The sequence below is a fragment of the Bradyrhizobium genosp. L genome (assembly GCF_015624485.1).
Classification (GTDB): Bacteria; Pseudomonadota; Alphaproteobacteria; order Rhizobiales; family Xanthobacteraceae; genus Bradyrhizobium.
Genome location: NZ_CP061378.1, coordinates 401,031 through 423,877, shown reverse-complemented (window position 1 = coordinate 423,877; position 22,847 = coordinate 401,031). Strand labels below are relative to the sequence as shown.

The window sequence follows — 22,847 nt, the reverse complement described above, 5'->3', positions numbered from 1 at the left end:
TCTTGCCTTAGACCGCCTCAGCGCCGGAGATGATTTCAATCAGCTCCTTCGTGATCTGGGCCTGACGGGTTCGGTTGTAAATCAGGGTCTGCTTGCGGATCATTTCGCCGGCGTTGCGGGTGGCGTTGTCCATCGCGCTCATCTGCGCGCCGTAGAACGAAGCGTTGTTCTCGAGCAGCGCACGGAAGATCTGCACCGCGAGATTGCGCGGCAGCAGACCCGTGAGGATTTCATCCTCTTCCGGCTCGTACTCGTACGACGTGGCCGGGCCGGCGCCGGCATTGGCCTCCGGCGCGGTCACCTCGAGCGGGATGATCTGCTGCGCCGTCGGGATCTGGGCGATCACCGACTTGAAGCGCGAATAGAACAGCGTGCAGACGTCGAACTCGCCGGCATCAAATCGTGCCAGCACCTTCTTGGCGATGTCCTCGGCATTGACGAAGCCGAGCTGGCGCACCGAACGAAGGTCGAGATGCTCGACGATCTGCCGATCGAAGGTACGGCGCAACTGCTCGTAGCCCTTGCGGCCGACGCAGAAGAACTTGACCTCTTTACCCTGTGCGATCAGCGAATTTGCCCGTTCGCGCGCGAGGCGCACGATGGCCGAGTTGAACGCGCCGGACAGGCCGCGCTCGCCGGTGCAGACCAGGAGGAGATGCACCTGATCCTTGCCGGTGCCGGCGAGCAGTGTCGGCGCGCCGGGCGAGCCCTTGGCCGCGGAGGCGATGTTGGAAATCACCGCGTCCATCTTCTCGGCATAGGGCCGCGCCGATTCGGCGGCGGTCTGCGCCCGGCGCAGCTTGGAAGCCGCGACCATCTGCATGGCCTTGGTGATCTTCTGCGTCGCCTTGGTCGAGGCGATGCGGACCCGCATATCTTTCAGTGACGCCATTCTTCGTCCACCCCGGCGATCCGACCGCAACGGTCAGATCGCAAGCCTCTGTTCGTCACGCCCGGCGCAGCGCCGGGCGACGCCCCTTGTTTATGCAAACGTCTTGGCGAAGCCTTCGACGACCGTCTTCAGCTTCGCGGCAGTATCGTCGGAGAGATCGCGGCTGGTGCGGATCGCGTCGAGGATCTCGACGTTCTTGCCGCGCAGCAGCGACAACAGGCCGTCCTCGAACGCCTTCACCTTGTTGAGCGGCAGCGGATCGAGATAGCCGTTGGTGCCGGCCCAGATCACGCAAACCTGCTCTTCCATCTTCAGCGGCGAGAACTGCGGCTGCTTCAACAGCTCGGTCAGGCGCGAGCCGCGGTTGAGCAGGCGCTGGGTCGAGGCGTCGAGGTCGGAGCCGAACTGCGCGAACGCTGCCATTTCGCGGTACTGCGCCAGCTCGCCCTTGATCTTGCCAGCGACCTTCTTGGTCGCCTTGGTCTGCGCCGACGAACCGACGCGCGACACCGACAGACCGACGTTCACCGCGGGACGGATGCCCTGGAAGAACAAATCGGTCTCCAGGAAGATCTGGCCGTCGGTGATCGAAATCACGTTGGTCGGAATGTAGGCCGACACGTCGTTGGCCTGGGTTTCGATCACCGGCAACGCGGTCAGCGAGCCCAAGCCGTGGTCCTTGTTGAGCTTCGCCGCGCGCTCGAGCAGGCGGGAATGCAGATAGAACACGTCGCCCGGATAGGCTTCGCGGCCCGGCGGGCGGCGCAGCAGCAGCGACATCTGGCGATAGGCGACGGCCTGCTTGGACAGATCGTCATAGATGATCACGGCGTGCATGCCGTTGTCGCGGAAGTACTCGCCCATGGTGCAGGCGGTGAACGGCGCGATGTACTGCATCGGCGCCGGATCGGATGCGGTCGCGGCGACGATGATCGAGTATTCCAGCGCACCCTGCTCTTCGAGCACCTTGACGAACTGCGCGACGGTGGAACGCTTCTGGCCGATCGCGACGTAGACGCAATACAGCTTGAGGTTCTCGTCCGGCTGGGCGTTGAGCGGCTTCTGGTTCAGGATGGTGTCGAGCGCGATCGCGGTCTTGCCGGTCTGGCGGTCGCCGATGATCAGCTCGCGCTGGCCGCGGCCGATCGGGATCAACGCATCGATCGCCTTCAGGCCGGTCGCCATCGGCTCGTTCACCGACTTGCGCGGAATGATGCCGGGCGCCTTGACGTCGACGCGCTTGCGCTCGGTGGCCTGGATCGGTCCCTTGCCGTCGATCGGGTTGCCGAGCGCGTCGACGACGCGGCCGAGCAGGCCCTTGCCGATCGGCGCGTCCACGATGGCGCGGGTCCGCTTGACGGTCTGGCCTTCCTTGATCTCGCGGTCCGCGCCGAAGATCACGATACCGACGTTGTCGGTTTCGAGGTTCAGCGCCATGCCGCGGGTGCCGTTCTCGAACTCGACCATCTCACCGGCCTGGACGTTGTCGAGACCGTAGACGCGGGCGATACCGTCGCCGACCGACAGCACCTGGCCGACTTCGGTGACTTCGGCTTCCTGGCCGAAATTCTTGATCTGGTCCTTGAGGATCGCAGAAATTTCTGCGGCGCGGATGTCCATCAGCCTGCCTCTTTCATCGCGTTCTTGATCGAATTGAGTTTGGTGCGAAGCGAACTATCCACCATGCGGCTGCCGAGCTTGACCACCAGGCCACCGATAATGGAGGGATCGACCTTCACGTTGAGCGCGACGTCCTTGCCCGTCACTGCTTTCAGTGCGGTCTTCAGCGCGTCGAGATTCTTGTCATTGAGCTGCTCGGCGACGGTAACCTCGGCGGTCGCCTCGCCCTTGAACTTCGCCACCAGCGCGCGATAGGCGCGGATCACATCGGCCACCGCGAACAGGCGGCGATTGGCGGTGAGCACCTTGAGAAATTTGGCGGCGGTGCCGGAAATGCCGGCCTTGTCGAGCAGCACGGCCAGCGCCTTCGACTGCGCCTCGGCGGAGAACACCGGACTGCGCACGAGACGCTTGAGATCGGCGCTCTCGTTCAGCATCGCCTCGAAACGGTCGAGATCGGCCTTCACTGCATCGACGGATTTCTCGTCGCGCGCCAACTCGAACAACGCCGTTGCATAACGGCCGGACACTCCCGATACGGACGGATCTTCAGCAGCCACGAGCTCGCTCTTTTTTGCTGTCAAATTCGCAAGGGAGAAACCGTCGCCACCGAAGCAGCGCCCAGCGATCCAACCCCTTGGAATTCAAGCGGGACTTCGATTTTCGACCGGCACAGGACGTGCCGGGACCGTTAAAATCGCGGGCTTTGCTAACATAGCAATCGCGCAGGTGCAACATGACGGCACGACCGGTGCCGCGATGTCGCACATCCTTCGACGTGGCGTTCGCCGGAGCCCGAATCGGAAAATTCTGCACGCGCGAATCTGCCACTTGTTTCCGCCCGCCACCCGTCTCGGTTTGGTTCCGCTACGGATTTGCATGGGGCCATGCGCGGATGCATTTGGAACCATCGGCGAGCGCCACGTTCCATTTGGCGAATACTTACTGAAAACTTACAGCTGTATCGCTATACAGTATTGTTAAGTAAATAATTCGTTAAAAATCGGTTAAAGGCGAAGATTACAGAACATGGCTTGAGTAGCCGCAGGCGGTAACAAGATGTTTCAACCGGAGACAGTCCGGGTTTACTGCCCAATTCACGCCGCATTGCGAAACCAAACGGCCTTGGTCAACGACGGGACGGGGGTTCCACTTGCCATAGTTGTGGCAATACTGTCTGAGGGTCTTAAATCAATGTCGAATATCAAGAAGTTGGTTCTGGGCGTCACCCAGTCGCGTACGGCGCTTGCCATTGTTGCTGCGAGCATCGTGTTTGGGGGCAGCGTGACTGAAGCATCCGCCAGGTCCAGGCACCACCACCATCACAGCTATCACCGCCACCACCATCATCACGCCCGCGCCGAGGGGTCGGCCTGGCGCGATGCCAATGCTTCGATCCAGTCGTCCGGCGGCGGCCACTCGTTCTCGGGGATGGCTTCGTTCTACGGCAATGAGTCCGGCAGCCGCACGGCCTCCGGGCAGCGCTTCAACCAGAATGCCATGACCGCAGCCCATCGCTCGCTGCCGTTCGGCACCAGGCTCCGCGTCACCCATGGTGGCCGCAGCGTCATCGTCACCATCAACGATCGCGGCCCGTTCGTCCGCGGCCGCGTGCTCGACCTCTCCACCGGCGCAGCTCGCGCCATCGGCCTGACCGGCGCCGGCGTCGGCCGTGTCACCGCCGAGGTCGTCTCGTAAGCGCCTTCTCTATTGAGCATGATCTTCTCGGAAAACCGGTTTCCACTTTTCCGGATCATGCTCCAGTAAGCGTAGCGTAGCGTTGCGTATCGGCCCGCGAAAACCTCCATCGCGTGCCAAGCAAGGGCCTGCCGTCGCGAATGATGGCAGGCCTTTTGTTTTTCGTCATTCCGGGGTGGCGCGAAGCGACGAGCCCGGAATCCATCAGGCCGCAGCGTTGGTGATGAATGGATTCCGGGCTCGCGCTTCGCGCGCCCCGGAATGACAGTCCTGGAAAATTACAAAAAGCTCTGCGGATCGACATCGACCTCGAGCTTCAGATTGCCCTTGGTCTTGGGGCCGGCTGCCAGCCATTCACGCAGATACTGCGACAGGTCGACATTGCGCAGCGACTTCACCAGCAAGCGGAAACGATAGCGGCCCTTGATGACCGCCAGCGGTGCCTCGGCGGGGCCGAGCACCTGGATGCGCTCGTCGAGCGGCGCGACCGCGGCGAGCTTGCGCGCAAAGCCTTCGGCGGTCGGACGATCTCCGGCGGAGATGATCAGGCTCGCCAGCCTGCCGAACGGCGGATAGCCGGTGCGCTCGCGGATGTCGATCTCGCTGGCGTAGAACGCCTCGCGGTCGTTCGCGATCAGCGCCTTGATGACCGGGTGCTCCGGCTGATGGGTCTGCAGATAGCCGACGCCGCGGCCCTGCTCGCGGCCGGCGCGGCCGACCACCTGGTTCAGCAGCTGGAACGTCCGTTCCGCAGCCCGCGGATCGCCGTTGCTGAGGCCAAGATCCGCATCGACCACGCCGACCAGATTGAGCCGCGGGAAATTGTGCCCCTTGGCCACCAGCTGGGTGCCGATGATGATGTCGACGCGGCCCTCGGCGATCTCGTTGAGCTCGCTCCGCATCGTCTCGATCGAGATGATGAGGTCGCTGGACAGCACCATGGTGCGCGCTTCCGGGAAGATTGCCGCCGCCTCCTCCTGCAAGCGCTCGACGCCGGGGCCGACCGCGACCAGCGATTCCTCCGCCGAACAATGCGGACAGATGTTCGGACGCGGCATCGAGAAGCCGCAGTGGTGGCAGACCAGCCGCTGGCGGAATCGGTGATCGACCAGCCACGCATCGCAGATCGTGCAGGCAAAGCGGTGGCCGCAGGCGCGGCACAGCGTCAGCGGCGCGTAGCCGCGGCGATTGAGAAACAGCAGCGCCTGCTCGCGCCGCTCGATCGCGTAGCGGATCTGCTCGGCCAGCGGCGGCGAGATGAAGCGGCCGCGCGGCGGCGGCGCGCGCCGCATGTCGATCGCCTCGATATGCGGCATGTGCTGGCCGCCGAACCGCGACGGCAGCGCCACGCGCTGATAGCGCCCCTTGCGCGCATTGACCTCGCTCTCGACCGACGGCGTCGCCGACGCCAGCACGATCGGGATTTTCGCGATATGGGCGCGAACCACCGCCATGTCGCGGGCGTGATAATGCGCGCCGTCGTCCTGCTTGTAGGCCTGGTCGTGCTCCTCGTCGACGATGATCAGCCCGAGATCGGCATAGGGCAGGAACAGCGCCGAGCGGGCGCCGACCACGACCGGCGCCTTGCCTTCGGAGATCGCGGCCCAGTTGCGCGCGCGGGTGCGCGGCGTCAGCTCCGAGTGCCATTCCAAGGGCCGCACGCCAAAACGCTGCGAGAAGCGGTCGAGAAACTGGCCGGTCAGCGCGATCTCCGGCATCAGGATCAGCGACTGCCTGCCGCGGCGGATGTTTTCGGCGATCGCCTCGAAATAGACTTCGGTCTTGCCTGATCCGGTGACGCCGTCGAGCAGCGCGACGTGGAAGCTGCCGCTCGCGGCGAGCGTCCGCATCATGTCGACCGCGCTGCGCTGGTCACGCGAGAAATCCGGTTGCGCGTAGCCGGGATCGGGAGCCGGTGGCGGCGCCGGCGGCGGCATCGCCTCGACCGCCAGCGTGCCCTCGTCGACCAGGCCGTCGACCACTCCGGAACTGACGCCGGCCTCCCGCGCCGCGTCTGACTTGCCGTGCAGCAGGCCGTCCGACAGCACCTCGATGACCCGCCGCCGCGCCGGCGTCAGGCGCTGTGGCGCGGCGCCGACGAGGCGGACGCCGAGGCGCGTGCGCTCCGGCCCGAGATTCTCGCCCATGCGCAGCGACATCCGCAGCACCATGCCGCGTGCCGACAGGGTGTAATTGGAGACCCAGTCGACCAGTTGGCGCAGTTCGCCGCGCAGCGGCGGCACGTCGAGCTTCTCGCTGACGTCCTTGAGCCGGTTGTGCAGCCGTGGATCGGGCTGGGCGTTCTCGGCCCACACCACCGCGACGACCTCGCGCGGCCCGAGCGGAACCGCGATCACGTCGCCGGGCACGAGCTCCATGCCGCGCGGGACGCGGTAGGAATAGGTCTGGTTCAGCGCGACGGGCACCAGCACGTCGACGATACGTGTCGCCGATGCGGACGTCGTGCTGCTGCGCGTGGTGTGATCCATCGGGAGTCGGCCTAGCACCGCTTCGCCGCCTTAGCGAAGGGTAAACGAAAGAAGTGCGATATAATCAGGAGAATTGCAGCGCCAATAGCCCCTCATGGCCCGGACAGAACCCGTTCAACCGATCGAGCTCGATTGCGCCGACGCGACCGTCACGCAGGAGATGACGCGCTGGCTGTCACATCTGCGCGCCGAGCGGCGGCTGTCGCCGAAGACATTGGAGGCTTACGCCCGCGACGTCCGGCAATGCCTCGGCTTCCTGGCCGAACATTGGGGTGCGCAGGTGACGCTCAAAGCGTTTGCCGGACTGGAGGCCAGCGACGTCCGCGCCTTCATGGCGATGCGGCGCACGGAAGAGATAGGCAGCCGCTCGCTGATGCGGGCCTTGGCGGGCCTGCGTTCGTTCGGGCGCTTCCTGGAGCGCGAAGGCAAGGGCAAGGTCGGCGCGCTCTCGGCGATCCGCGCGCCCAAGGTGGCGAAGAGCCTGCCGAAGCCGATCCACATGGAAGCGGCAAAGCGCTTCACCGATGCCGACGAGCGCGCCGGCGAGACCCGCGAGACCTGGATCCTGGTGCGCGATGCCGCGGTCATGGCGTTGCTCTATGGTTCGGGCCTGCGCATCTCCGAGGCGCTGGGCCTGAAGCGCCGCGATGTGCCGAAGCCCGGTGAAGGCGACGTGCTCATCGTCACCGGCAAGGGCAACAAGACCCGCATGGTGCCGGTGCTGCAGAACGTGCTGCAACTGATCGCGGACTACGCGGCGATCTGCCCGCACCAGCTCGGCCCGACCGGACCGATGTTCGTCGGCGCCCGCGGCGGGCCGCTGAGCCCGCGCATCATCCAGCTCACGATGGAGCGGCTGCGCGGCGCGCTCGGCCTGCCCGACAGCGCGACGCCGCATGCGCTGCGGCACTCCTTTGCCACCCACCTGCTGAGCCGCGGCGGCGATCTGCGCGCGATCCAGGAATTGCTCGGTCACGCGTCGCTGTCGACCACGCAGATCTACACCGGCATCGACAGCGAACGCCTGCTCGAGGTCTATCGCTCGGCGCATCCGCGCGGCTGAGCGTCCGGCACGGCGCAGAAAACGTGACGTAGCGCACGGCGACGTTCACATTCATACGCCCGCCATAAACCGCTCGCCCCTTGCGTTGCGCGCCACATTCGGCAATCGTGGCGCGGTCTCATCCGGAGGGGGAATCATGAGCGCACATGAAAGCATGGAGCACGCGGAGCATGCCGAGCATGCCTCCGGTGAGAACAAGAAGATCGCACTTCTGATCGCGGTGATCGCGCTGTGCCTGGCGCTGTCGGAAACGCTCGGCAAGGGCGCGCAGACCGAAACGATCAGCAAGAATGTCGAGGCCTCCAACCTCTGGGCGTTCTTCCAGGCCAAGAGCATCCGCCGCACCAATGTGCAAACCGCGGCCGAGCAGGGCAAGCTAACCCTCGGCACCACCACCGACGAGGCCGCCAAGGCTGCGCTGCAGAAGCAGATCGACGACTGGCAGAAGACCGCAGCGCGCTATCGCTCGGAGCCGGAGACCGGCGAGGGCTCGGAGCAGCTCGCCGAGCGCGCCAAGCACGCCGAGCACGAGCGCGACGAGTCCACCGCCAAGTATCACCACTTCGAGCTGGCCTCGGCCGCCTTCCAGATCGCCATCGTGCTGGCGTCTGCGACCATCATCACAGGCATCGCAGCGCTGGCCTGGGTGTCCGGCCTGGTGACGCTCGCGGGCATCCTGATGACCGTGCTCGGCCTGTTCCAGCCGCATCTGCTGCCGCTGCATTGAAGCTGTGGGACGAGCGTTCTAATCGCTGGACCGTCGTCCTGAGAGCGTACGAATCTGTAACGGACGAGCGACGTCAAACATTCGATGTCGTCCCGGCGAAGGCCGGGACCCATCACCACAGGGTCGAGTTGTTGGAAAACGCTGTGGCCCCGGCGTTGCGCAACAATTGCGTTCGATGGCTATGGGTCCCGGCCTTCGCCGCGACGACATCGAATGTTTGGTACCGCTTGTGAGTCATTCATAACGGGGCTGAATGTCTCGTGCGGAAAGAGACTAGCGCGCCTGGTGCACGCTCTTGCGGAAGCGCGCGATCAGGCGAAACATGCGGGCTGACCAACCCTCACCATCGCCGCGCAGGATTTCCAGCACGCGCCGCTTGACCGGCTCGACCAGTTCGGTCGCCTTGGCGCGCAGTCCCATCACGAAATCATAGAGCGTCTGGAACCAGCCCATCTGCATCAACTTCGGCCGCGTCACGTCAAACAGGAACGCGGTGACACCGACGCCGACGAACTTGGCAAGCACGATGAGCGACACTGCACTCAGCCAGAAGCCATGCGCCAGCAGCCACAAACCAATGAGCTTGAGCGGAAACAGCATGATCCCCGGCACGGCGAAAACGATCAGCGTCATCGCCGGCGACAGCGAGCCGACCTGCCGCGCCAACCATTGCTTCAGCGCACGCAGCGGGATCGCCGCCACCACGCGCGCGACGATCGGCTCGAGGTGGTCCCATAGCCAAGCCTCGATCAAAAAGATGATCGCAAGCAGGACCCAGAACGGCTGAAGCAGGCGGCGCAGCATCGATGTCATCTCCACCCGGCGCGCGCCGGGCATCGATCACATATGGATGGCGCGTTTGCCGACCGCAAGCGCGGCTTCCTTGATGGCCTCGGAGCGGGTCGGATGGGCGTGGCAGGTGCGCGCCAGATCCTCGGCGGAGCCGCCGAATTCCATCAGAACGCAGGCTTCATGGATCATTTCGCCGGCTTCGCGGCCGACGATATGCACGCCGAGTACCCGATCCGTCTTCGCATCTGCGAGAACCTTCACGAAGCCGTCCGTGGTCTGGTTGACCTTGGAGCGGCCATTGGCCGTGAAGGGAAACTTGCCGACGGTATACGCGACACCGGCCTGCTTGAGGTCTTCCTCGGTCTTGCCGACTGACGATACTTCCGGCGTGGTATACACAACGCCTGGAATGACATCATAGTTCACATGGCCCGCCTGGCCCGCGATGATCTCGGCGCAGGCGACGCCTTCGTCCTCCGCCTTGTGCGCCAGCATCGGTCCGGCGACGACATCGCCGATGGCGTAGATCCCCTTCACGTTGGTCGCGAAGTGGTGGTCGATCTCGACACGCCCGCGATTGTCGAGCGCGACGCCGGCTTCCTTCAGCCCGAGGCCCTCGGTGTAGGGCACGCGGCCGATGCAGACCAGCACGACGTCGGCTTCGATCGTCTCCGCGGCACCGCCTGCCGCCGGCTCGACCTTGGCGGCCAGCGTCTTGCCCGAAGTATCGACCGAGGTGACCTTGGCGCCGAGCTTGAACGCAAAACCCTGCTTTTCCAGGATGCGCTGGAATTGCTTGGCCACCTCGCCATCCATGCCGGGCAGGATGCGGTCGAGGAATTCCACCACGGTGACCTTGGCACCGAGGCGATGCCAGACCGAGCCGAGCTCGAGCCCGATCACGCCGGCGCCGACGATCAGCAGGCTCGACGGCACCTTCTCCAGCGACAGCGCGCCGGTCGACGACACGATGCGCTTCTCGTCGATCTCGATGCCCTTCAGCCGCGCGATGTCGGAGCCGGTGGCGATCACGATGTTCTTGGTCTCGACGGTCTCGGTCTTGCCGTCGCCGGAGACTTCGAGCTTTCCGGCGCCGAGGATCTTGCCGGTGCCCTTGAGCACGTCGATCTTGTTCTTCTTCATCAGGAACTCGACGCCCTTGACGTTGCCGTCGATGCCCTGCTGCTTGAAGTTCATCATCGCCGGCAGATCGAGCTTCGGCGCCGGGACGCTGACGCCCATCTTGGCGAAGGAATGCTCGGCTTCCTCGAACATCTCGGAGGCATGCAACAGCGCCTTCGACGGCATGCAGCCGACATTGAGGCAGGTGCCGCCGAGCGTCGCGTTCTTCTCGACGACGGCGACCTTCATGCCGAGTTGCGCCGCGCGGATCGCGCAGACATAGCCGCCGGGCCCGGTGCCGATGACGACGAGATCGTAAGAAGCCATGATTGGATCCTGTAGCTAGCGACCGCCCGACACGTCGAGGATCGCACTGGTGACATAGGAAGCCTCGTCCGAGATCAGCCAGACGATGGCGTTTGCGATTTCTTCGGCCTGTCCCACCCGCTTCATCGGGACCATGTGCGCGAGCCGATGCGCACGATCGGGCTCACCGCCCGCGGCGTGGATGTCGGTGTCGATCAGGCCGGGACGAATGCCCGCAACGCGGATGCCCTCGCCCGCGACTTCATGACCGAGGCCGACGGTGAACGAATCGATCGCGCCCTTGGAGGCCGCGTAATCGACATAGGTGTTGGGCGCGCCGAGCCTGGCCGCGACCGAGGACAAGTTGACGATGACGCCGCCCTTGCCGCCGTGCCTGGTCGACATCCGCTTCACCGCTTCGCGCGCGCAAAGCATGGAGCCGGTGACGTTGACCGCCAGCACGCGCTGGATGCGCTCGGCCGACATCTCGTCGACGCGCACGCCGCTCTTGCCGACGATGCCGCCATTGTTGACCAGAGCGCCCAGCGTGCCGAACTTGTCCGCAGCCTTGAACAGTTCGAGGATATCGCCTTCCTCGGCAACATCGCATTTCACCGCGATGGCGTTACCGTTGCAGGCCGAGATCTGGGCGACCACCTCGTCGGCAGCGTCCTTGTTGCTGGCATAGCCGACCACGACGCGATAGCCGCGCGCGGCAACGGCGAGCGCGGCGGCGCGGCCGATGCCGCGGCTGCCGCCGGTGATGACAACGACCTTGTCCGTCACATTGATCCCCAAACTTTGTTTACCCAACCGATCGTGACACCCGCGCCTCGCGGGCGTCACACGCGAGACGACCTCAGAGGTCCAGCACCAGGCGGGCCGGATCCTCGAGGCTCTCCTTGACGCGCACCAGGAAGGTGACCGCTTCCTTGCCGTCGATCACCCGGTGATCGTAGGACAGCGCCAGATACATCATCGGGCGGGCCTCGATCTTGCCGCCGACCACCATCGGCCGCTCCTGGATCTTGTGCATGCCGAGGATGGCGGACTGCGGCGCGTTGAGGATCGGCGTCGACATCAGCGAGCCGTAGATGCCGCCATTGGTGATGGTGAAGGTGCCGCCCTGCATCTCGTCGATCTTGAGCTGACCGTCGCGGGCACGGCGGCCGTAATCGGCGATCGATTTCTCGATATCGGCGATCGACTTGTGGTCGCAGTCGCGCACCACCGGCACCACCAGGCCGCGGTCGGTGCCGACCGCGACACCGACGTGATAGTAGTTCTTGTAGATCAGGTCGGAGCCGTCGATCTCGGCGTTGACGGCGGGAATGTCCTTCAGCGCCTGCACGCAGGCCTTGGTGAAGAATCCCATGAAGCCGAGCTTGACGCCGTGCTTCTTCTCGAACGCATCCTTGTAGTGCGCGCGCAACGCCATCACGTTGGTCATGTCGACCTCGTTGAAGGTCGTCAGCATCGCGGCGGTGTTCTGCACGTCCTTCAGGCGGCGCGCGATGGTCTGGCGCAGCCGCGTCATCTTGACGCGCTCCTCGCGCGCGGCGTCGTCCGCCGGCGACGGTGCGCGCACTTGCACGGCAGCGGCCGGCTGATTGACCGGGGTCGGCGTCGAGGCGGCCTTCTCGATCGCGGCCAGCATGTCGCCCTTGGTGACGCGGCCGTCCTTGCCCGAGCCGGGGACGGTCGAGGCATCGACGCCGCTCTCGGCCGAGAGCTTGCGGACCGAGGGCGCGAGCGGCGCGTCGGCCGGCGGGGCCTTCGGCGCGGCGGGGGCCGGCGCGGCTGCGGCGGCAGGCGCCGCAGCCTTGGCAGGCGCGGCAGCGGCAGGCCTCGCCGCGGGCGCGGCGCCCTCATTGATCTGGCCGAGCAGCGCGCCGACGGCGACCGTCTCGCCGTCCTTGGCGATGATCTCGCCGAGCGTGCCCGCGGCCGGCGCCGGCACCTCGATCGTGACCTTGTCGGTCTCCAGCTCCACCAACGGCTCGTCCACCGCGACGGCGTCACCCGCCTTCTTGAACCAGCGGCCGATGGTGGCCTCCGTCACGGATTCGCCGAGCGTTGGAACGCGAATTTCAGTCATGGTCTTTTTCCTCAGATCAACCCTGCGGTCGTAAAACTTGTACGGCCACCGCTCGCCAAATGCGAACGATCCGGTACTCCGTGACGACAGCTTTTGCGCTGGATGACCCGGGATACCGGATGCCCCGCTCCAGTGCGCAATTGCGCACAAGGCGGGGCATGGTCTTGGTGGAGATCGTTAGTTCAGTGCATCGTCGAGCAGCGCCTTGAGCTGCGCCAGATGTTTCGACATCAGGCCGGTGGCCGTGGCCGCCGAAGCCGGACGGCCGGCATAGCGCGGACGCTTGTTCGGCGCGTTGATCTGGTTCAGCACCCATTCGAGATAGGGCTCGATGAAGTGCCAGCCGCCCATGTTGCGCGGCTCTTCCTGGCACCACACCACCTCGGCGCCCTTGAAGCGGCCGAGCTCCTGCACCAGCGCCTTCAGCGGCACCGGATAGAGCTGCTCGACGCGCATCAGGTAGATGTCGTCGATGCCGCGCTTCTCGCGCTCCTCGTAAAGGTCGTAATACACCTTGCCCGAACACAGCACGACGCGACGGATCTTGTCGTCGCCCTTCAGCTTGATCGCCTCGTCCGGCTGCATCTGGGCGTCATCGTACAGGATGCGGTGGAAGGTCTTGCCCTCGCCGAGCTCGTCGAGCCGCGACACCGCGCGCTTGTGGCGCAGCAGCGACTTCGGCGTCATCAGGATCAGCGGTTTGCGAATCTCGCGATGCAGCTGGCGCCGCAGCACGTGGAAGTAGTTGGCGGGCGTGGTCGGATAGACCACCTGCATGTTGTCTTCGGCGCACATCTGCAGATAACGCTCGAGCCGCGCCGACGAGTGCTCCGGCCCCTGCCCTTCGTAGCCGTGCGGCAGCAGGCAGACCAGGCCCGACATGCGCAGCCATTTGCGTTCGCCCGAGGAGATGAACTGGTCGAACAGCACCTGGGCGCCGTTGGCGAAGTCGCCGAACTGCGCTTCCCACATCGTCAGCGCGTTCGGTTCGGCCAGTGAGTAACCGTATTCGAAGCCGAGCACCGCTTCTTCCGACAGCAGCGAGTTGATGACCTCGTAGTGGCCGGTGTGGTCGCCGCCGAGATGATTGAACGGGGTGTAGCGGCTCTCGTCTTCCTGGTCGATCAGCACCGAATGACGCTGCGAGAAAGTGCCGCGTTCGGAATCCTGGCCGGACAGCCGCACGTGATGGCCTTCCTCCAGCAGCGTGCAAAACGCCAGCGCCTCGCCGGTCGCCCAGTCGAGGCCGACACCGGTATCGATCGCCTTGGCGCGGCTGTCCAGGAAGCGCTGGATCGTGCGGTGAACCCGGAAACCATCCGGCACCTTGGTGATCTTGCGGCCGATCTCCTTGAGCACGGCGACACCGACGCCGGTGACGCCGCGGCGCGCGTCCTCTTCCTGATCGGCCGATTTGAAGCCTGCCCACTTGCCGTCGAGCCAGTCGGCCTTGTTCGGCTTGTAGCCCGAACCGGCCTCGAGCTCGGCGTCGAGCCGGGCGCGCCAGTCGGCCTTGGCTTTCTCGACCTCGCCTTCGGTGAGCACGCCCTCGGCGACCAGACGCTTGGCGTAGATTTCCAGCGTGGTCGGATGCGAGGCGATCTTCTTGTACATCACCGGCTGGGTGAACGCCGGTTCGTCGCCCTCGTTGTGGCCGTGGCGACGGTAGCAGAACATGTCGATGACGACCGGCTTGTGGAACTTCTGCCGGAACTCGATCGCGACCTTCGCCGCGAACACCACGGCTTCCGGATCGTCGCCATTCACATGGAAGATCGGCGCGTCGATCATCTTCGCGACGTCGGACGGATAGGGCGAGGAGCGCGAGTAGCGCGGATAGGTGGTGAAGCCGATCTGGTTGTTGACGATGAAATGCAGCGAGCCGCCGGTGCGATAGCCCTTGAGGTCCGACAGGCTGAAGCATTCCGCCACCACGCCCTGGCCCGCGAACGCCGCGTCGCCATGCATCAGCAGCGGCAGCACGGAGATGCGTTGATCCGGCGGATCGCCATGCTGGTCCTCCTTGGCCCGCACCTTGCCGAGCACGACGGGATCGACGATCTCGAGATGCGACGGGTTGGCGGTCAGCGAGAGGTGGATCTTGTTGCCGTCGAACTCGCGGTCCGAGGAGGCGCCGAGATGATACTTGACGTCGCCGGAACCTTCGACCGCGTCGGGGTTGGCCGAGCCGCCCTTGAATTCATGGAACAGCGCGCGGTGCGGCTTGGCCATCACCTGGGTCAGCACGTTGAGGCGACCGCGATGCGGCATGCCGACCACGATCTCCTTCACGCCGAGATTGCCGCCGCGCTTGATGATCTGTTCGAGCGCCGGGATCAGCGATTCCGCACCGTCGAGGCCGAAGCGCTTGGTGCCGGTGAACTTGACGTCGCAGAACTTCTCGAAACCTTCCGCCTCGATCAGCTTGTTGAGGATGGCGCGACGCCCTTCCGGCGTGAAGCTGATCTCCTTGTCCGGACCTTCGATGCGCTCCTGGATCCAGGCCTTCTGCGCGGCATTCGAGATGTGCATGAACTCGACGCCGAGCGTCTGGCAGTAGGTGCGCTCGCAGATCTGCACGATCTCGCGCAGCGTGCCGTATTCGAGGCCGAGCACGTGGTCGAGGAAGATCTTGCGGTCGAAATCGGCCTCCGTGAAGCCGTAGGAGCGCGGATCGAGCTCCTCCCGGTCGCGCGGCGCCTCGATGCCGAGCGGATCAAGCTTGGCGTGGAAGTGGCCGCGCATCCGGTAGGCGCGGATCAGCATCAGCGCGCGAACCGAGTCACGGGTCGCCTGATGAACTTCGGCGTCGGACAGCTCGGCGCCCTTGGCCTGGGCCTTCGCGACGAGCTTGGTGCCGACGGCCTTCTCGACCTGGGCCCAATTGCCGTCGAGCGCCGATGTCAGCTCGTCACGCGGCGTGACCGGCCAGTTGTCGCGACCCCAGGAAGCGCCCTCGGCGTTCTTCTGTACGTCGGCGGGGGCGTCCTTCAGGCTCTTGAAGAAATCCTGCCATTCGGCATCGACGGACGACGGATCCTGCTCGAAGCGGGCGTAGAGGTCGTCGATATAGGCGGCGTTGGTACCCTGCAGGAACGATGAGAGGGCAAAAGCGGCGTTCGCGTCCTGACGAGACATGGGGAAGTCCTGGTGATTTTTTGTTTCGCGCGTAGTTGACGGCGCAAGTGCCGGTCTGGGAGCGGGCCGGCTGGATCGTTACCCTTTACCCTATCTAGGTCGGATAATCCTGCCTAAAAGAACTAAGAAATGAATTTGATTTCAAAGCATTTGGGCGATGCGCTGTGCCTGTAGCGGCTACAAAAAACGGCGGTTCCATCTGCTGGAACCGCCGCTTGGCGCATCGGATCTCTCGAAGGGTTTACTTCAGCATCTCGGCCAGGGTGTGCCCGAGCCGCGCCGGCGACGGCGACACCCGGATACCGGCAGCTTCCATCGCCGCGGTCTTGGAACCTGCGTCACCCTTGCCGCCGGAAATGATGGCGCCGGCATGGCCCATGCGGCGGCCGGGAGGGGCGGTGACGCCGGCGATGAAGCCGACCATCGGCTTCTTGCGGCCGCGCTTGGCCTCGTCCTTGAGGAACTGGGCCGCGTCTTCCTCGGCGGAGCCGCCGATCTCGCCGATCATGACGATCGACTTGGTCTTCTCATCGGCCAGGAACATCTCCAGCACGTCGATGAACTCAGTACCCTTGACCGGGTCGCCGCCGATGCCGACCGCGGTGGTCTGGCCGAGGCCTTCCTGGGTGGTCTGGAACACCGCCTCATAGGTCAGCGTGCCGGAGCGCGAGACGATACCGACCGAGCCCGGCTTGAAGATGTTGGCCGGCATGATGCCGATCTTGCATTCGCCCGCGGTCATCACGCCCGGGCAGTTCGGCCCGATCAGGCGCGACTTCGATCCGGACAGCGAGCGCTTCACCCGCACCATGTCGAGCACCGGGATGCCTTCGGTGATGCAGACGATCAGCGGGATCTCGGCATCGATCGCCTCGCAGATCGCGTCCGCCGCGCCCGGCGGCGGCACGTAGACGACGCTGGCGTCGGCGCCGGTCCTGGCACGCGCCTCCGCGACGGTGTCGAACACCGGCAGGTTGAGATGGGTCTGGCCGCCTTTGCCCGGCGCCACGCCGCCGACCATCTTGGTGCCGTAGGCGATCGCCGCTTCGGAATGGAAGGTACCGTTCTTGCCGGTGAAGCCCTGGCAGATGACCTTGGTGTTCTTGTCGATCAGGATGGACATGAGGATGCTTTCGCGAGACGAGCGGTGAAGGGGGTTAGTGGATACGCCGGTACACGCCGGTGAGCACGTCGGCCCACCCTTCCGCGTCAGGCGAGAACTGGATCTTCATGTTGTAGGTGTTGTCGTCGACGACCTCGTAGACATGGCGCGCGTTGCCGCGCAGCGAGCCGCGCACCAGGATCAGCGACTGGTTGACCCAGCCGCCGGAGGCCGGCGACGGCGGGTAGTAGCCGAGCGAGTCGTGCCAGAACAATCTGTAGGCGCGATCCTCGCGGTCGTAGGTGAAGACGCCGTGAGTGGCAAAACTCTCCTTGCCGTCGCGCATCTGCACGCTGTCCTGGATCAGATAGAAGCCGTTGAGCGCAATCCGCGCGCTCACATGCGAGGTCGCCGGGCCGCCTGCGGTCCAGCGCGACGGATGCACCATCTCTTCGCCGTTCCACTCGCCGGCGAACACCGCGAGCTTGCGATGTTCGTCCAGCGGCGTCGGCGCGTCGAGATGATCGGCCATCGCTAGCCTCCCTTGACGGCTTTCACGATCTTCTGTGCGGCGTCATCGAGATTGTCGGCGGGCACGACGTTGAGACCGCTGTCGCGGATGATCTTCTTGCCCTGCTCGACATTGGTGCCTTCGAGCCGCACCACCAGCGGCACCTTAAGGCCGACCTGCTTCACGGCGGCGACCACGCCCTCGGCGATCACGTCGCACTTCATGATGCCGCCGAAGATGTTGACCAGGATGCCCTTCACGTTCGGGTCGGCGGTGATGATCTTGAAGGCGGCCGCGACCTTCTCGGCGCTGGCGCCGCCGCCGACATCGAGGAAGTTCGCCGGCTCCATGCCGTAGAGCTTGATGATGTCCATGGTCGCCATGGCGAGGCCGGCGCCGTTGACCATGCAGCCGATGGTGCCGTCGAGCGCGACGTAGTTGAGGTCGTATTTCGACGCCTCGATCTCCTTGGCGTCTTCCTCGGTCTCGTCGCGCAGCGCGACCACGTCGGCGTGGCGATAGAGCGCGTTGCTGTCGAACGACACCTTGGCGTCGAGCACGCGCAGCTCGCCCTGCTTGGTGACGACGAGCGGGTTGATCTCCAGCATCGCCATGTCCTTGGCGAGGAAGGCGGCATAGAGCTGGTTGGTCAGCTTTTCGGCCTGCTTGGCCAGATCGCCCTTCAGCTTCAGCGCCTCGGCGACGGTGCGGCCGTGATGGGCCATGATGCCGGTCGCGGGATCGACCGAGAACGAGACGATCTTCTCAGGCGTCGAATGCGCGACTTCCTCGATGTTCACGCCGCCTTCGGTCGAGACCACGAAGGAGACCTCGGAGGTTTCGCGATTGACCAGGATCGAGAGGTAGAACTCCTTGTCGATGTCGGAGCCGTCCTCGATGTAGAGGCGGTTGACCTGCTTGCCGTGCGGGCCGGTCTGCACCGTGACCAGGGTCGCGCCGAGCATCTGCCTGGCGTACTCGCTGACCTCGGCGGGCGATTTGGCGATGCGGACGCCGCCCTTGTCGCCGGCGGACGCCTCCTTGAACTTGCCCTTGCCGCGGCCGCCGGCATGGATCTGGCTCTTCACCACCCAGATCGGCCCGGGAAGCTGCTTGGCGGCCGCCTCGGCCTCCTCCGGCTTCAACACCGGCACGCCACGCGAGATCGGCACGCCGAATTCATGCAGCAGGGCCTTGGCCTGGTATTCGTGGATATTCATGGAACGACGCTCCCAAAACCCTCGTGCGGCGAAACTTCAGGTCAGCCTTGACGCTGGCATACCATATACCAAAGCTCGCGCAACTGTAAAATCCGCCGGAATTTCATCACCTTGCGCCCGACAGGCGATCGAAACCGCCTATCGGGCCATAGCCACGTCAGATTACTTGCCGAGCAGGTCGGGTGCGATCTTCTTGCAGGCGTCGACCAGACCCTGCACCGAGGCAACCGACTTGTCGAAGGCTTCGCGGTCCTTGCCGGCCAGCTCGATCTCGACGATGCGCTCGATGCCCTTGGAGCCGATCACGGTGGGCACGCCGACATACATGTCCTTCACGCCGTATTCGCCGTTGAGATAGGCGGCGCAGGGCAGCACGCGCTTCTTGTCCTTCAGATAGCTCTCGGCCATCGCGATCGCGGATGCCGCCGGCGCATAGAAGGCCGAGCCGGTCTTGAGCAGATTGACGATCTCGGCGCCGCCGTTGCGGGTGCGGTCGACGATCTCGTCGATGCGGGCCTGCGAGGTCCAGCCCATCTTGACCAGGTCGGGCAGCGGGATGCCGGCGACGGTCGAGTAGCGGGTCAGCGGCACCATGGTGTCGCCGTGACCGCCGAGCACGAAGGCGGTGACGTCTTCGACCGAGACGTTGAACTCGTCGGCGAGGAAATAGCGGAAGCGCGCGGAGTCGAGCACGCCGGCCATGCCGACCACCTTCTTGTGCGGCAGACCGGAGGCCTTTTGCAGCGCCCACACCATCGCGTCGAGCGGGTTGGTGATGCAGATGACGAAGGCGTCGGGCGCGTACTTCTTGATGCCGGCGCCGACCTGCTCCATGACCTTGAGGTTGATCGACAACAGATCGTCGCGGCTCATGCCTGGCTTGCGCGGCACGCCCGCGGTGACGATGCAGACCTTGGCGCCGTCGAGCGCTTCATAGGAGTTGGCGCCGACCAGGTTGGAATCGAAACCGTCGACCGGCGACGACTGCGCGATGTCGAGCGCCTTACCCTGCGGCACGCCCTCGGCAATGTCGAACAGCACGACGTCTCCCAATTCCTTGAGGCCGACGAGGTGAGCCAGCGTTCCGCCGATCTGTCCGGAGCCAATCAGAGCAATCTTGTCGCGTGCCATGGGAAATCAGTCCTTTGAACTTGTGGCAGGAGGGAGGGAAGTCGGTTGCAAGGGTGGTTATCCCTTTCGAATGATCCATTCAAGTCGCGGGCCTGCCCGATTGGAGGCCCTGCCTGCAATTCGATCAGGCATGCCAGAGGCATTCCCGTCATTCCGGGGCGCGCGAAGCGCGAACCCGGAATCTGGAGATTGCGGCGCGAGATTCCGGGTTCGATGCTGCGCATCGCCCCGAAATGACGTCTTTATGTCTCTACCAGACCTGTGCTCGATCCGCTGGCCGAGGAATCCTTCCGGCCGTGCGGCAATGCCAAATAGGATTCCGAGCTCATTTCGATCAGGCGCGAGGAGGTGCGCTTGAATTCCATCGCCTCGACGCCGTCTTCCGCGCGGTAGAGCGACACCGGATCGGCCTCCGCCGAGGCCATCAGCTTCACGGCATTGTCATAGAGGGTGTCGATCAGCGAGATGAAGCGCTTGGCGGCGTTGCGCTCGGCATAGTCCATCGCCGGAATGTGGTCGACCAGGATGGTGTGATAGTCGCGCGCGAGGCGGAGATAATCGGAAGCGGCGAGCGGCTTCTCGCAAATGTCCGCGAACGTGAAGCGCGCCACGCCGTGCGACGAGCACGGCACGTGCAGCACCCGTCCCTTGATCGCGATGTCGCGCGCCTTGCAGGGCGCGTTGCCGGTCAATTTGCGCCAGGCCGTGTCGAGCGCGGCGTCGGCCGCAGCGTCATCGGGCACCAGCCACATCTTCACGCCGAACAGTTTTTCCAGCCGGAAGTCGGTGCGGGCATCGAGCCGCAGCACGTCCATATGCTCGGAGATCTGCGCGATGAAGGGCAGGAACAGCGCCCGGTTCAGCCCGCCCTTGTAGAGATCGTCGGGCGCGACGTTGGATGTCGCGACCACGACGGTGCCGAGCTCGAACAGCTTTGCGAACAGCCGCCCGAGGATCATGGCATCCGCGATGTCGGTGACGTGGAATTCGTCGAAGCAGAGCAGCCAGGCCTCGTCGAAGATCGCTTGCGCGGTGAGCGCGATCACGTCGCCATCCGCGATCTCGCCGCGGGCGATCTGCTGGCGGTAGCCATAGATGCGCTCATGCGCCTCGGCCATGAACTCGTGGAAATGCGCGCGGCGCTTGTGCTCGACCGGGCTCTGCTGGAAGAACAGGTCCATCAGCATGGTCTTGCCGCGGCCGACCTCGCCATGGACATAGAGCCCGCGCGGCTTGTCGTCCTTGTCGCCGCCGAACAGCCGCCCGAGCAGCCCCTGCTTGCGCTGCGGCTTGTAGCTCGCGAGCCGCTCGTCCAGCGCGCCGAATGCCTCGGCGGCCAGCGCCTGCGCCGGATCGGCCTCGATCGCGCCGGAGGCGACCAGGGACTTGTAGTGATCGAGGAAGGAGGTGGGCGCGGTGGACAGCATGAGCCCACCTTACGGCCCTAACGCGCGGAAAATTGCAAGCCGTGAATTTTGCCGATCGGCATGCAACAGCGCGCCTTGCATGTCGCGGCTGAGCCGGCCGGGCGCCCGTAAAGCGCCGCCTGGGTCGGGCCTACGCGCAGAGCGAGTAGGCATCCTCGACCACATAGGGGCCGCCGCCGGTCGATGCGCGCGACGAGAACAGCACGAAGCGGTCCGCCGTGAAGGTGCGGCACGGAAAGTAGCCGCGCACGGACAGATAATCCGCAACGTCCTGGCTCGACGCGTCATGCAGACGCGCGAGCGTCACATGCGGCGTGAATTTGCGCCCCTCGGGATCGAGCCCCATCCGCTGCATCATCCGCTCGAGCTCCGCCTGCAGTTCGATCAGCGGCCGGCTCGGCTCGACGGCAGCAACCACTGCGCGTGGCTTGCGTCCGCCGAAGCTCGACAGGCCCTTCAGCTTGACCTCGAACGGCTTGCGGTTCACCCGAAACAGCATCGACGAGATCTCGTTGGCCCACATGCCATCGATATCGCCGATGAAGCGCAAGGTGACGTGATAATTTTCGGGATCGATCCAGCGTGCGCCGGGAAGGCCGCCACGCAAATTGGAGAGCGTTTGGCCGATTTCGGCCGGGATCTCCAGTCCAGTGAACAGACGCGGCATCGCTACAATCCTCGATGCGGTGGCGCGAGTTTTGGGAGCCCGCGCCCTGTTACAAACCCCGGTGACGAATCACCGACCTCTCTTTTGTACCCGAGTTATATGACTCTGCGAAGCATATCGCGTTAACGGGTCGTAAACCTACGGATGTCGTACCGAGCACGGCCTGATTTTCAACTGTGTTGCGCCGATAATGTGCCGAGAAATGCCTCCACCGTGGGCAGCATGTTCTTCACGACGATGTCGACGCCGTCGGCCGTCGGATGCATGCCGTCGGCCTGATTGAGCTTGGCATCGCCGGCGACGCCGTCGAGGAAGAAAGCATACAACGGCACGCCTAACGATTTCGCAAGATCGGGATAGATGGTGTTGAACTTCGCTGCGTAGTCGCTGCCATAATTCGGCGGCGCGAGCATGCCGCACAACAGCACCGCGATCTTGCGCGCCTTCAACTTTGTGATGATGTCGGTCAGCGCGCCGCGCGTCACCGCGGGATCGGTGCCGCGCAGCGCATCGTTGGCGCCGAGCTCGAGAATCACCGCATCGGTTCCGTCGGGCACCGACCAATCGACCCGGTCGCGGCCGCCCGAGGAGGTATCGCCGGACACTCCGGCATTGATCATGTCGACCTTTATCCCCTTGGCTTCCAATGCCTTTTGCAGGCGGATCGGGAACGCCGCGGCGGCCGGAAGGCCATAACCGGCGCTCAAGGAATCGCCCAGCACCACCATCTTGATCGGTTTCGCCGGAGACGTTGTCTGTGCGCTTGCCGCCGTCATCAAGCCCATAAGCAACACGAGTATGTGCACGAAGATTCGCAACCGGCCCTCGACCGCAGCCGCGGAAG

19 protein-coding genes are annotated in these 22,847 nt (G+C 64.7%); 3 read left to right on the top strand and 16 right to left on the bottom strand.

The genetic code is table 11. The features are described from left to right. Positions 1-7 precede the first annotated feature (7 nt). The 3 genes from IC762_RS02005 to IC762_RS01995 all read right to left on the bottom strand — a co-directional run bounded on the left by IC762_RS02005 (position 8) and on the right by IC762_RS01995 (position 3,072). Positions 8-892 (bottom strand): F0F1 ATP synthase subunit gamma, encoded by an 885-nt coding sequence (locus IC762_RS02005; protein ID WP_195786993.1) that lies wholly within the window; start codon positions 890-892, stop codon positions 8-10. 90 nt (positions 893-982) lie between these two features. Continuing rightward, on the bottom strand, positions 983-2,512 hold the full coding sequence (gene atpA, locus IC762_RS02000; RefSeq protein WP_195786992.1) for a F0F1 ATP synthase subunit alpha: 1,530 nt from the start codon (positions 2,510-2,512) through the stop codon (positions 983-985). Beyond that, positions 2,512-3,072, bottom strand: a complete 561-nt coding sequence (locus tag IC762_RS01995; RefSeq protein WP_195786991.1) for a F0F1 ATP synthase subunit delta — start codon at positions 3,070-3,072, stop codon at positions 2,512-2,514. The genes atpA and IC762_RS01995 overlap by 1 nt, the downstream gene beginning before the upstream one ends. Positions 3,073-3,706: 634 nt before the next feature. Here IC762_RS01995 and IC762_RS01990 point away from each other — a divergent pair. Further along, entirely contained in the window at positions 3,707-4,210 is a 504-nt protein-coding gene (locus tag IC762_RS01990) for a septal ring lytic transglycosylase RlpA family protein (protein WP_195786990.1), read from the top strand. Between the two features lie 278 nt (positions 4,211-4,488). On the opposite strand, the gene IC762_RS01985 is transcribed toward IC762_RS01990, so the two are convergent. After that, a complete protein-coding gene (locus tag IC762_RS01985; RefSeq protein ID WP_195786989.1) occupies positions 4,489-6,699 on the bottom strand; it encodes a primosomal protein N' in 2,211 nt (736 codons plus the stop codon). 94 nt (positions 6,700-6,793) lie between these two features. Between IC762_RS01985 and IC762_RS01980 the strand changes: the two genes are divergently transcribed. Both IC762_RS01980 and IC762_RS01975 read left to right on the top strand, forming a co-directional pair. Further along, positions 6,794-7,762 (top strand): tyrosine recombinase XerC, encoded by a 969-nt coding sequence (locus IC762_RS01980; RefSeq protein WP_195786988.1) that lies wholly within the window; start codon positions 6,794-6,796, stop codon positions 7,760-7,762. A gap of 136 nt (positions 7,763-7,898) precedes the next feature. Next, positions 7,899-8,489: a DUF4337 domain-containing protein gene (locus tag IC762_RS01975; RefSeq protein ID WP_195786987.1), complete on the top strand. Its 591-nt coding sequence runs from the start codon at positions 7,899-7,901 to the stop codon at positions 8,487-8,489. A 273-nt stretch (positions 8,490-8,762) separates the two neighbouring features. Here the strand turns inward: IC762_RS01975 and IC762_RS01970 are convergent, their stop codons facing one another. The 12 genes from IC762_RS01970 to IC762_RS01915 all read right to left on the bottom strand — a co-directional run bounded on the left by IC762_RS01970 (position 8,763) and on the right by IC762_RS01915 (position 22,809). Beyond that, a complete protein-coding gene (locus IC762_RS01970) occupies positions 8,763-9,293 on the bottom strand; it encodes a hypothetical protein (RefSeq protein WP_195786986.1) in 531 nt (176 codons plus the stop codon). Between the two features lie 36 nt (positions 9,294-9,329). Further along, positions 9,330-10,730 (bottom strand): dihydrolipoyl dehydrogenase, encoded by a 1,401-nt coding sequence (gene lpdA, locus IC762_RS01965; protein ID WP_195786985.1) that lies wholly within the window; start codon positions 10,728-10,730, stop codon positions 9,330-9,332. A 15-nt stretch (positions 10,731-10,745) separates the two neighbouring features. Beyond that, positions 10,746-11,495: an SDR family oxidoreductase gene (locus tag IC762_RS01960; RefSeq protein ID WP_195786984.1), complete on the bottom strand. Its 750-nt coding sequence runs from the start codon at positions 11,493-11,495 to the stop codon at positions 10,746-10,748. Between the two features lie 73 nt (positions 11,496-11,568). After that, positions 11,569-12,807 (bottom strand): 2-oxoglutarate dehydrogenase complex dihydrolipoyllysine-residue succinyltransferase, encoded by a 1,239-nt coding sequence (odhB, locus tag IC762_RS01955; protein WP_195786983.1) that lies wholly within the window; start codon positions 12,805-12,807, stop codon positions 11,569-11,571. 177 nt (positions 12,808-12,984) lie between these two features. Continuing rightward, on the bottom strand, positions 12,985-15,945 hold the full coding sequence (locus IC762_RS01950; protein ID WP_195786982.1) for a 2-oxoglutarate dehydrogenase E1 component: 2,961 nt from the start codon (positions 15,943-15,945) through the stop codon (positions 12,985-12,987). A 241-nt stretch (positions 15,946-16,186) separates the two neighbouring features. After that, positions 16,187-17,068: a succinate--CoA ligase subunit alpha gene (sucD, locus tag IC762_RS01945; protein ID WP_195786981.1), complete on the bottom strand. Its 882-nt coding sequence runs from the start codon at positions 17,066-17,068 to the stop codon at positions 16,187-16,189. 34 nt (positions 17,069-17,102) lie between these two features. After that, positions 17,103-17,579 (bottom strand): DUF1579 family protein, encoded by a 477-nt coding sequence (locus IC762_RS01940; RefSeq protein WP_195786980.1) that lies wholly within the window; start codon positions 17,577-17,579, stop codon positions 17,103-17,105. A gap of 2 nt (positions 17,580-17,581) precedes the next feature. After that, positions 17,582-18,778 (bottom strand): ADP-forming succinate--CoA ligase subunit beta, encoded by a 1,197-nt coding sequence (gene sucC, locus IC762_RS01935; RefSeq protein WP_195786979.1) that lies wholly within the window; start codon positions 18,776-18,778, stop codon positions 17,582-17,584. A 162-nt stretch (positions 18,779-18,940) separates the two neighbouring features. Beyond that, complete coding sequence (mdh, locus tag IC762_RS01930; protein WP_195786978.1) at positions 18,941-19,909, bottom strand: malate dehydrogenase; 969 nt, start codon at positions 19,907-19,909, stop codon at positions 18,941-18,943. Positions 19,910-20,151: 242 nt separating this feature from the next. Further along, entirely contained in the window at positions 20,152-21,336 is a 1,185-nt protein-coding gene (gene zapE, locus IC762_RS01925; protein WP_195786977.1) for a cell division protein ZapE, read from the bottom strand. A gap of 130 nt (positions 21,337-21,466) precedes the next feature. Next, positions 21,467-22,003, bottom strand: a complete 537-nt coding sequence (gene thpR, locus IC762_RS01920; RefSeq protein ID WP_195786976.1) for an RNA 2',3'-cyclic phosphodiesterase — start codon at positions 22,001-22,003, stop codon at positions 21,467-21,469. 170 nt (positions 22,004-22,173) lie between these two features. Further along, positions 22,174-22,809 carry an arylesterase gene (locus tag IC762_RS01915; RefSeq protein ID WP_195789960.1) on the bottom strand — a complete coding sequence of 212 codons (636 nt, stop codon included), beginning with the start codon at positions 22,807-22,809 and terminating at the stop codon, positions 22,174-22,176. Positions 22,810-22,847: the final 38 nt, after the last annotated feature.

Excerpts from the sequence above, each read along its gene's own strand:
- atpA (WP_195786992.1), bottom strand. The coding sequence starts at position 2,512 with ATGGACATCCGCGCCGCAGAAATTTCTGCGATCCTCAAGGACCAGATC.
- IC762_RS01970 (WP_195786986.1), bottom strand. The coding sequence starts at position 9,293 with ATGCTGCGCCGCCTGCTTCAGCCGTTCTGGGTCCTGCTTGCGATCATC.
- IC762_RS01975 (WP_195786987.1), top strand. The coding sequence starts at position 7,899 with ATGAGCGCACATGAAAGCATGGAGCACGCGGAGCATGCCGAGCATGCC.
- IC762_RS02005 (WP_195786993.1), bottom strand. The coding sequence starts at position 892 with ATGGCGTCACTGAAAGATATGCGGGTCCGCATCGCCTCGACCAAGGCG.
- odhB (WP_195786983.1), bottom strand. The coding sequence starts at position 12,807 with ATGACTGAAATTCGCGTTCCAACGCTCGGCGAATCCGTGACGGAGGCC.
- IC762_RS01980 (WP_195786988.1), top strand. The coding sequence starts at position 6,794 with ATGGCCCGGACAGAACCCGTTCAACCGATCGAGCTCGATTGCGCCGAC.
- IC762_RS01940 (WP_195786980.1), bottom strand. The coding sequence starts at position 17,579 with ATGGCCGATCATCTCGACGCGCCGACGCCGCTGGACGAACATCGCAAG.
- IC762_RS01985 (WP_195786989.1), bottom strand. The coding sequence starts at position 6,699 with ATGGATCACACCACGCGCAGCAGCACGACGTCCGCATCGGCGACACGT.
- mdh (WP_195786978.1), bottom strand. The coding sequence starts at position 19,909 with ATGGCACGCGACAAGATTGCTCTGATTGGCTCCGGACAGATCGGCGGA.
- IC762_RS01950 (WP_195786982.1), bottom strand. The coding sequence starts at position 15,945 with ATGTCTCGTCAGGACGCGAACGCCGCTTTTGCCCTCTCATCGTTCCTG.
- zapE (WP_195786977.1), bottom strand. The coding sequence starts at position 21,336 with ATGCTGTCCACCGCGCCCACCTCCTTCCTCGATCACTACAAGTCCCTG.
- thpR (WP_195786976.1), bottom strand. The coding sequence starts at position 22,003 with ATGCCGCGTCTGTTCACTGGACTGGAGATCCCGGCCGAAATCGGCCAA.
- sucC (WP_195786979.1), bottom strand. The coding sequence starts at position 18,778 with ATGAATATCCACGAATACCAGGCCAAGGCCCTGCTGCATGAATTCGGC.
- lpdA (WP_195786985.1), bottom strand. The coding sequence starts at position 10,730 with ATGGCTTCTTACGATCTCGTCGTCATCGGCACCGGGCCCGGCGGCTAT.
- IC762_RS01990 (WP_195786990.1), top strand. The coding sequence starts at position 3,707 with ATGTCGAATATCAAGAAGTTGGTTCTGGGCGTCACCCAGTCGCGTACG.
- sucD (WP_195786981.1), bottom strand. The coding sequence starts at position 17,068 with ATGTCCATCCTGATCGACAAGAACACCAAGGTCATCTGCCAGGGCTTC.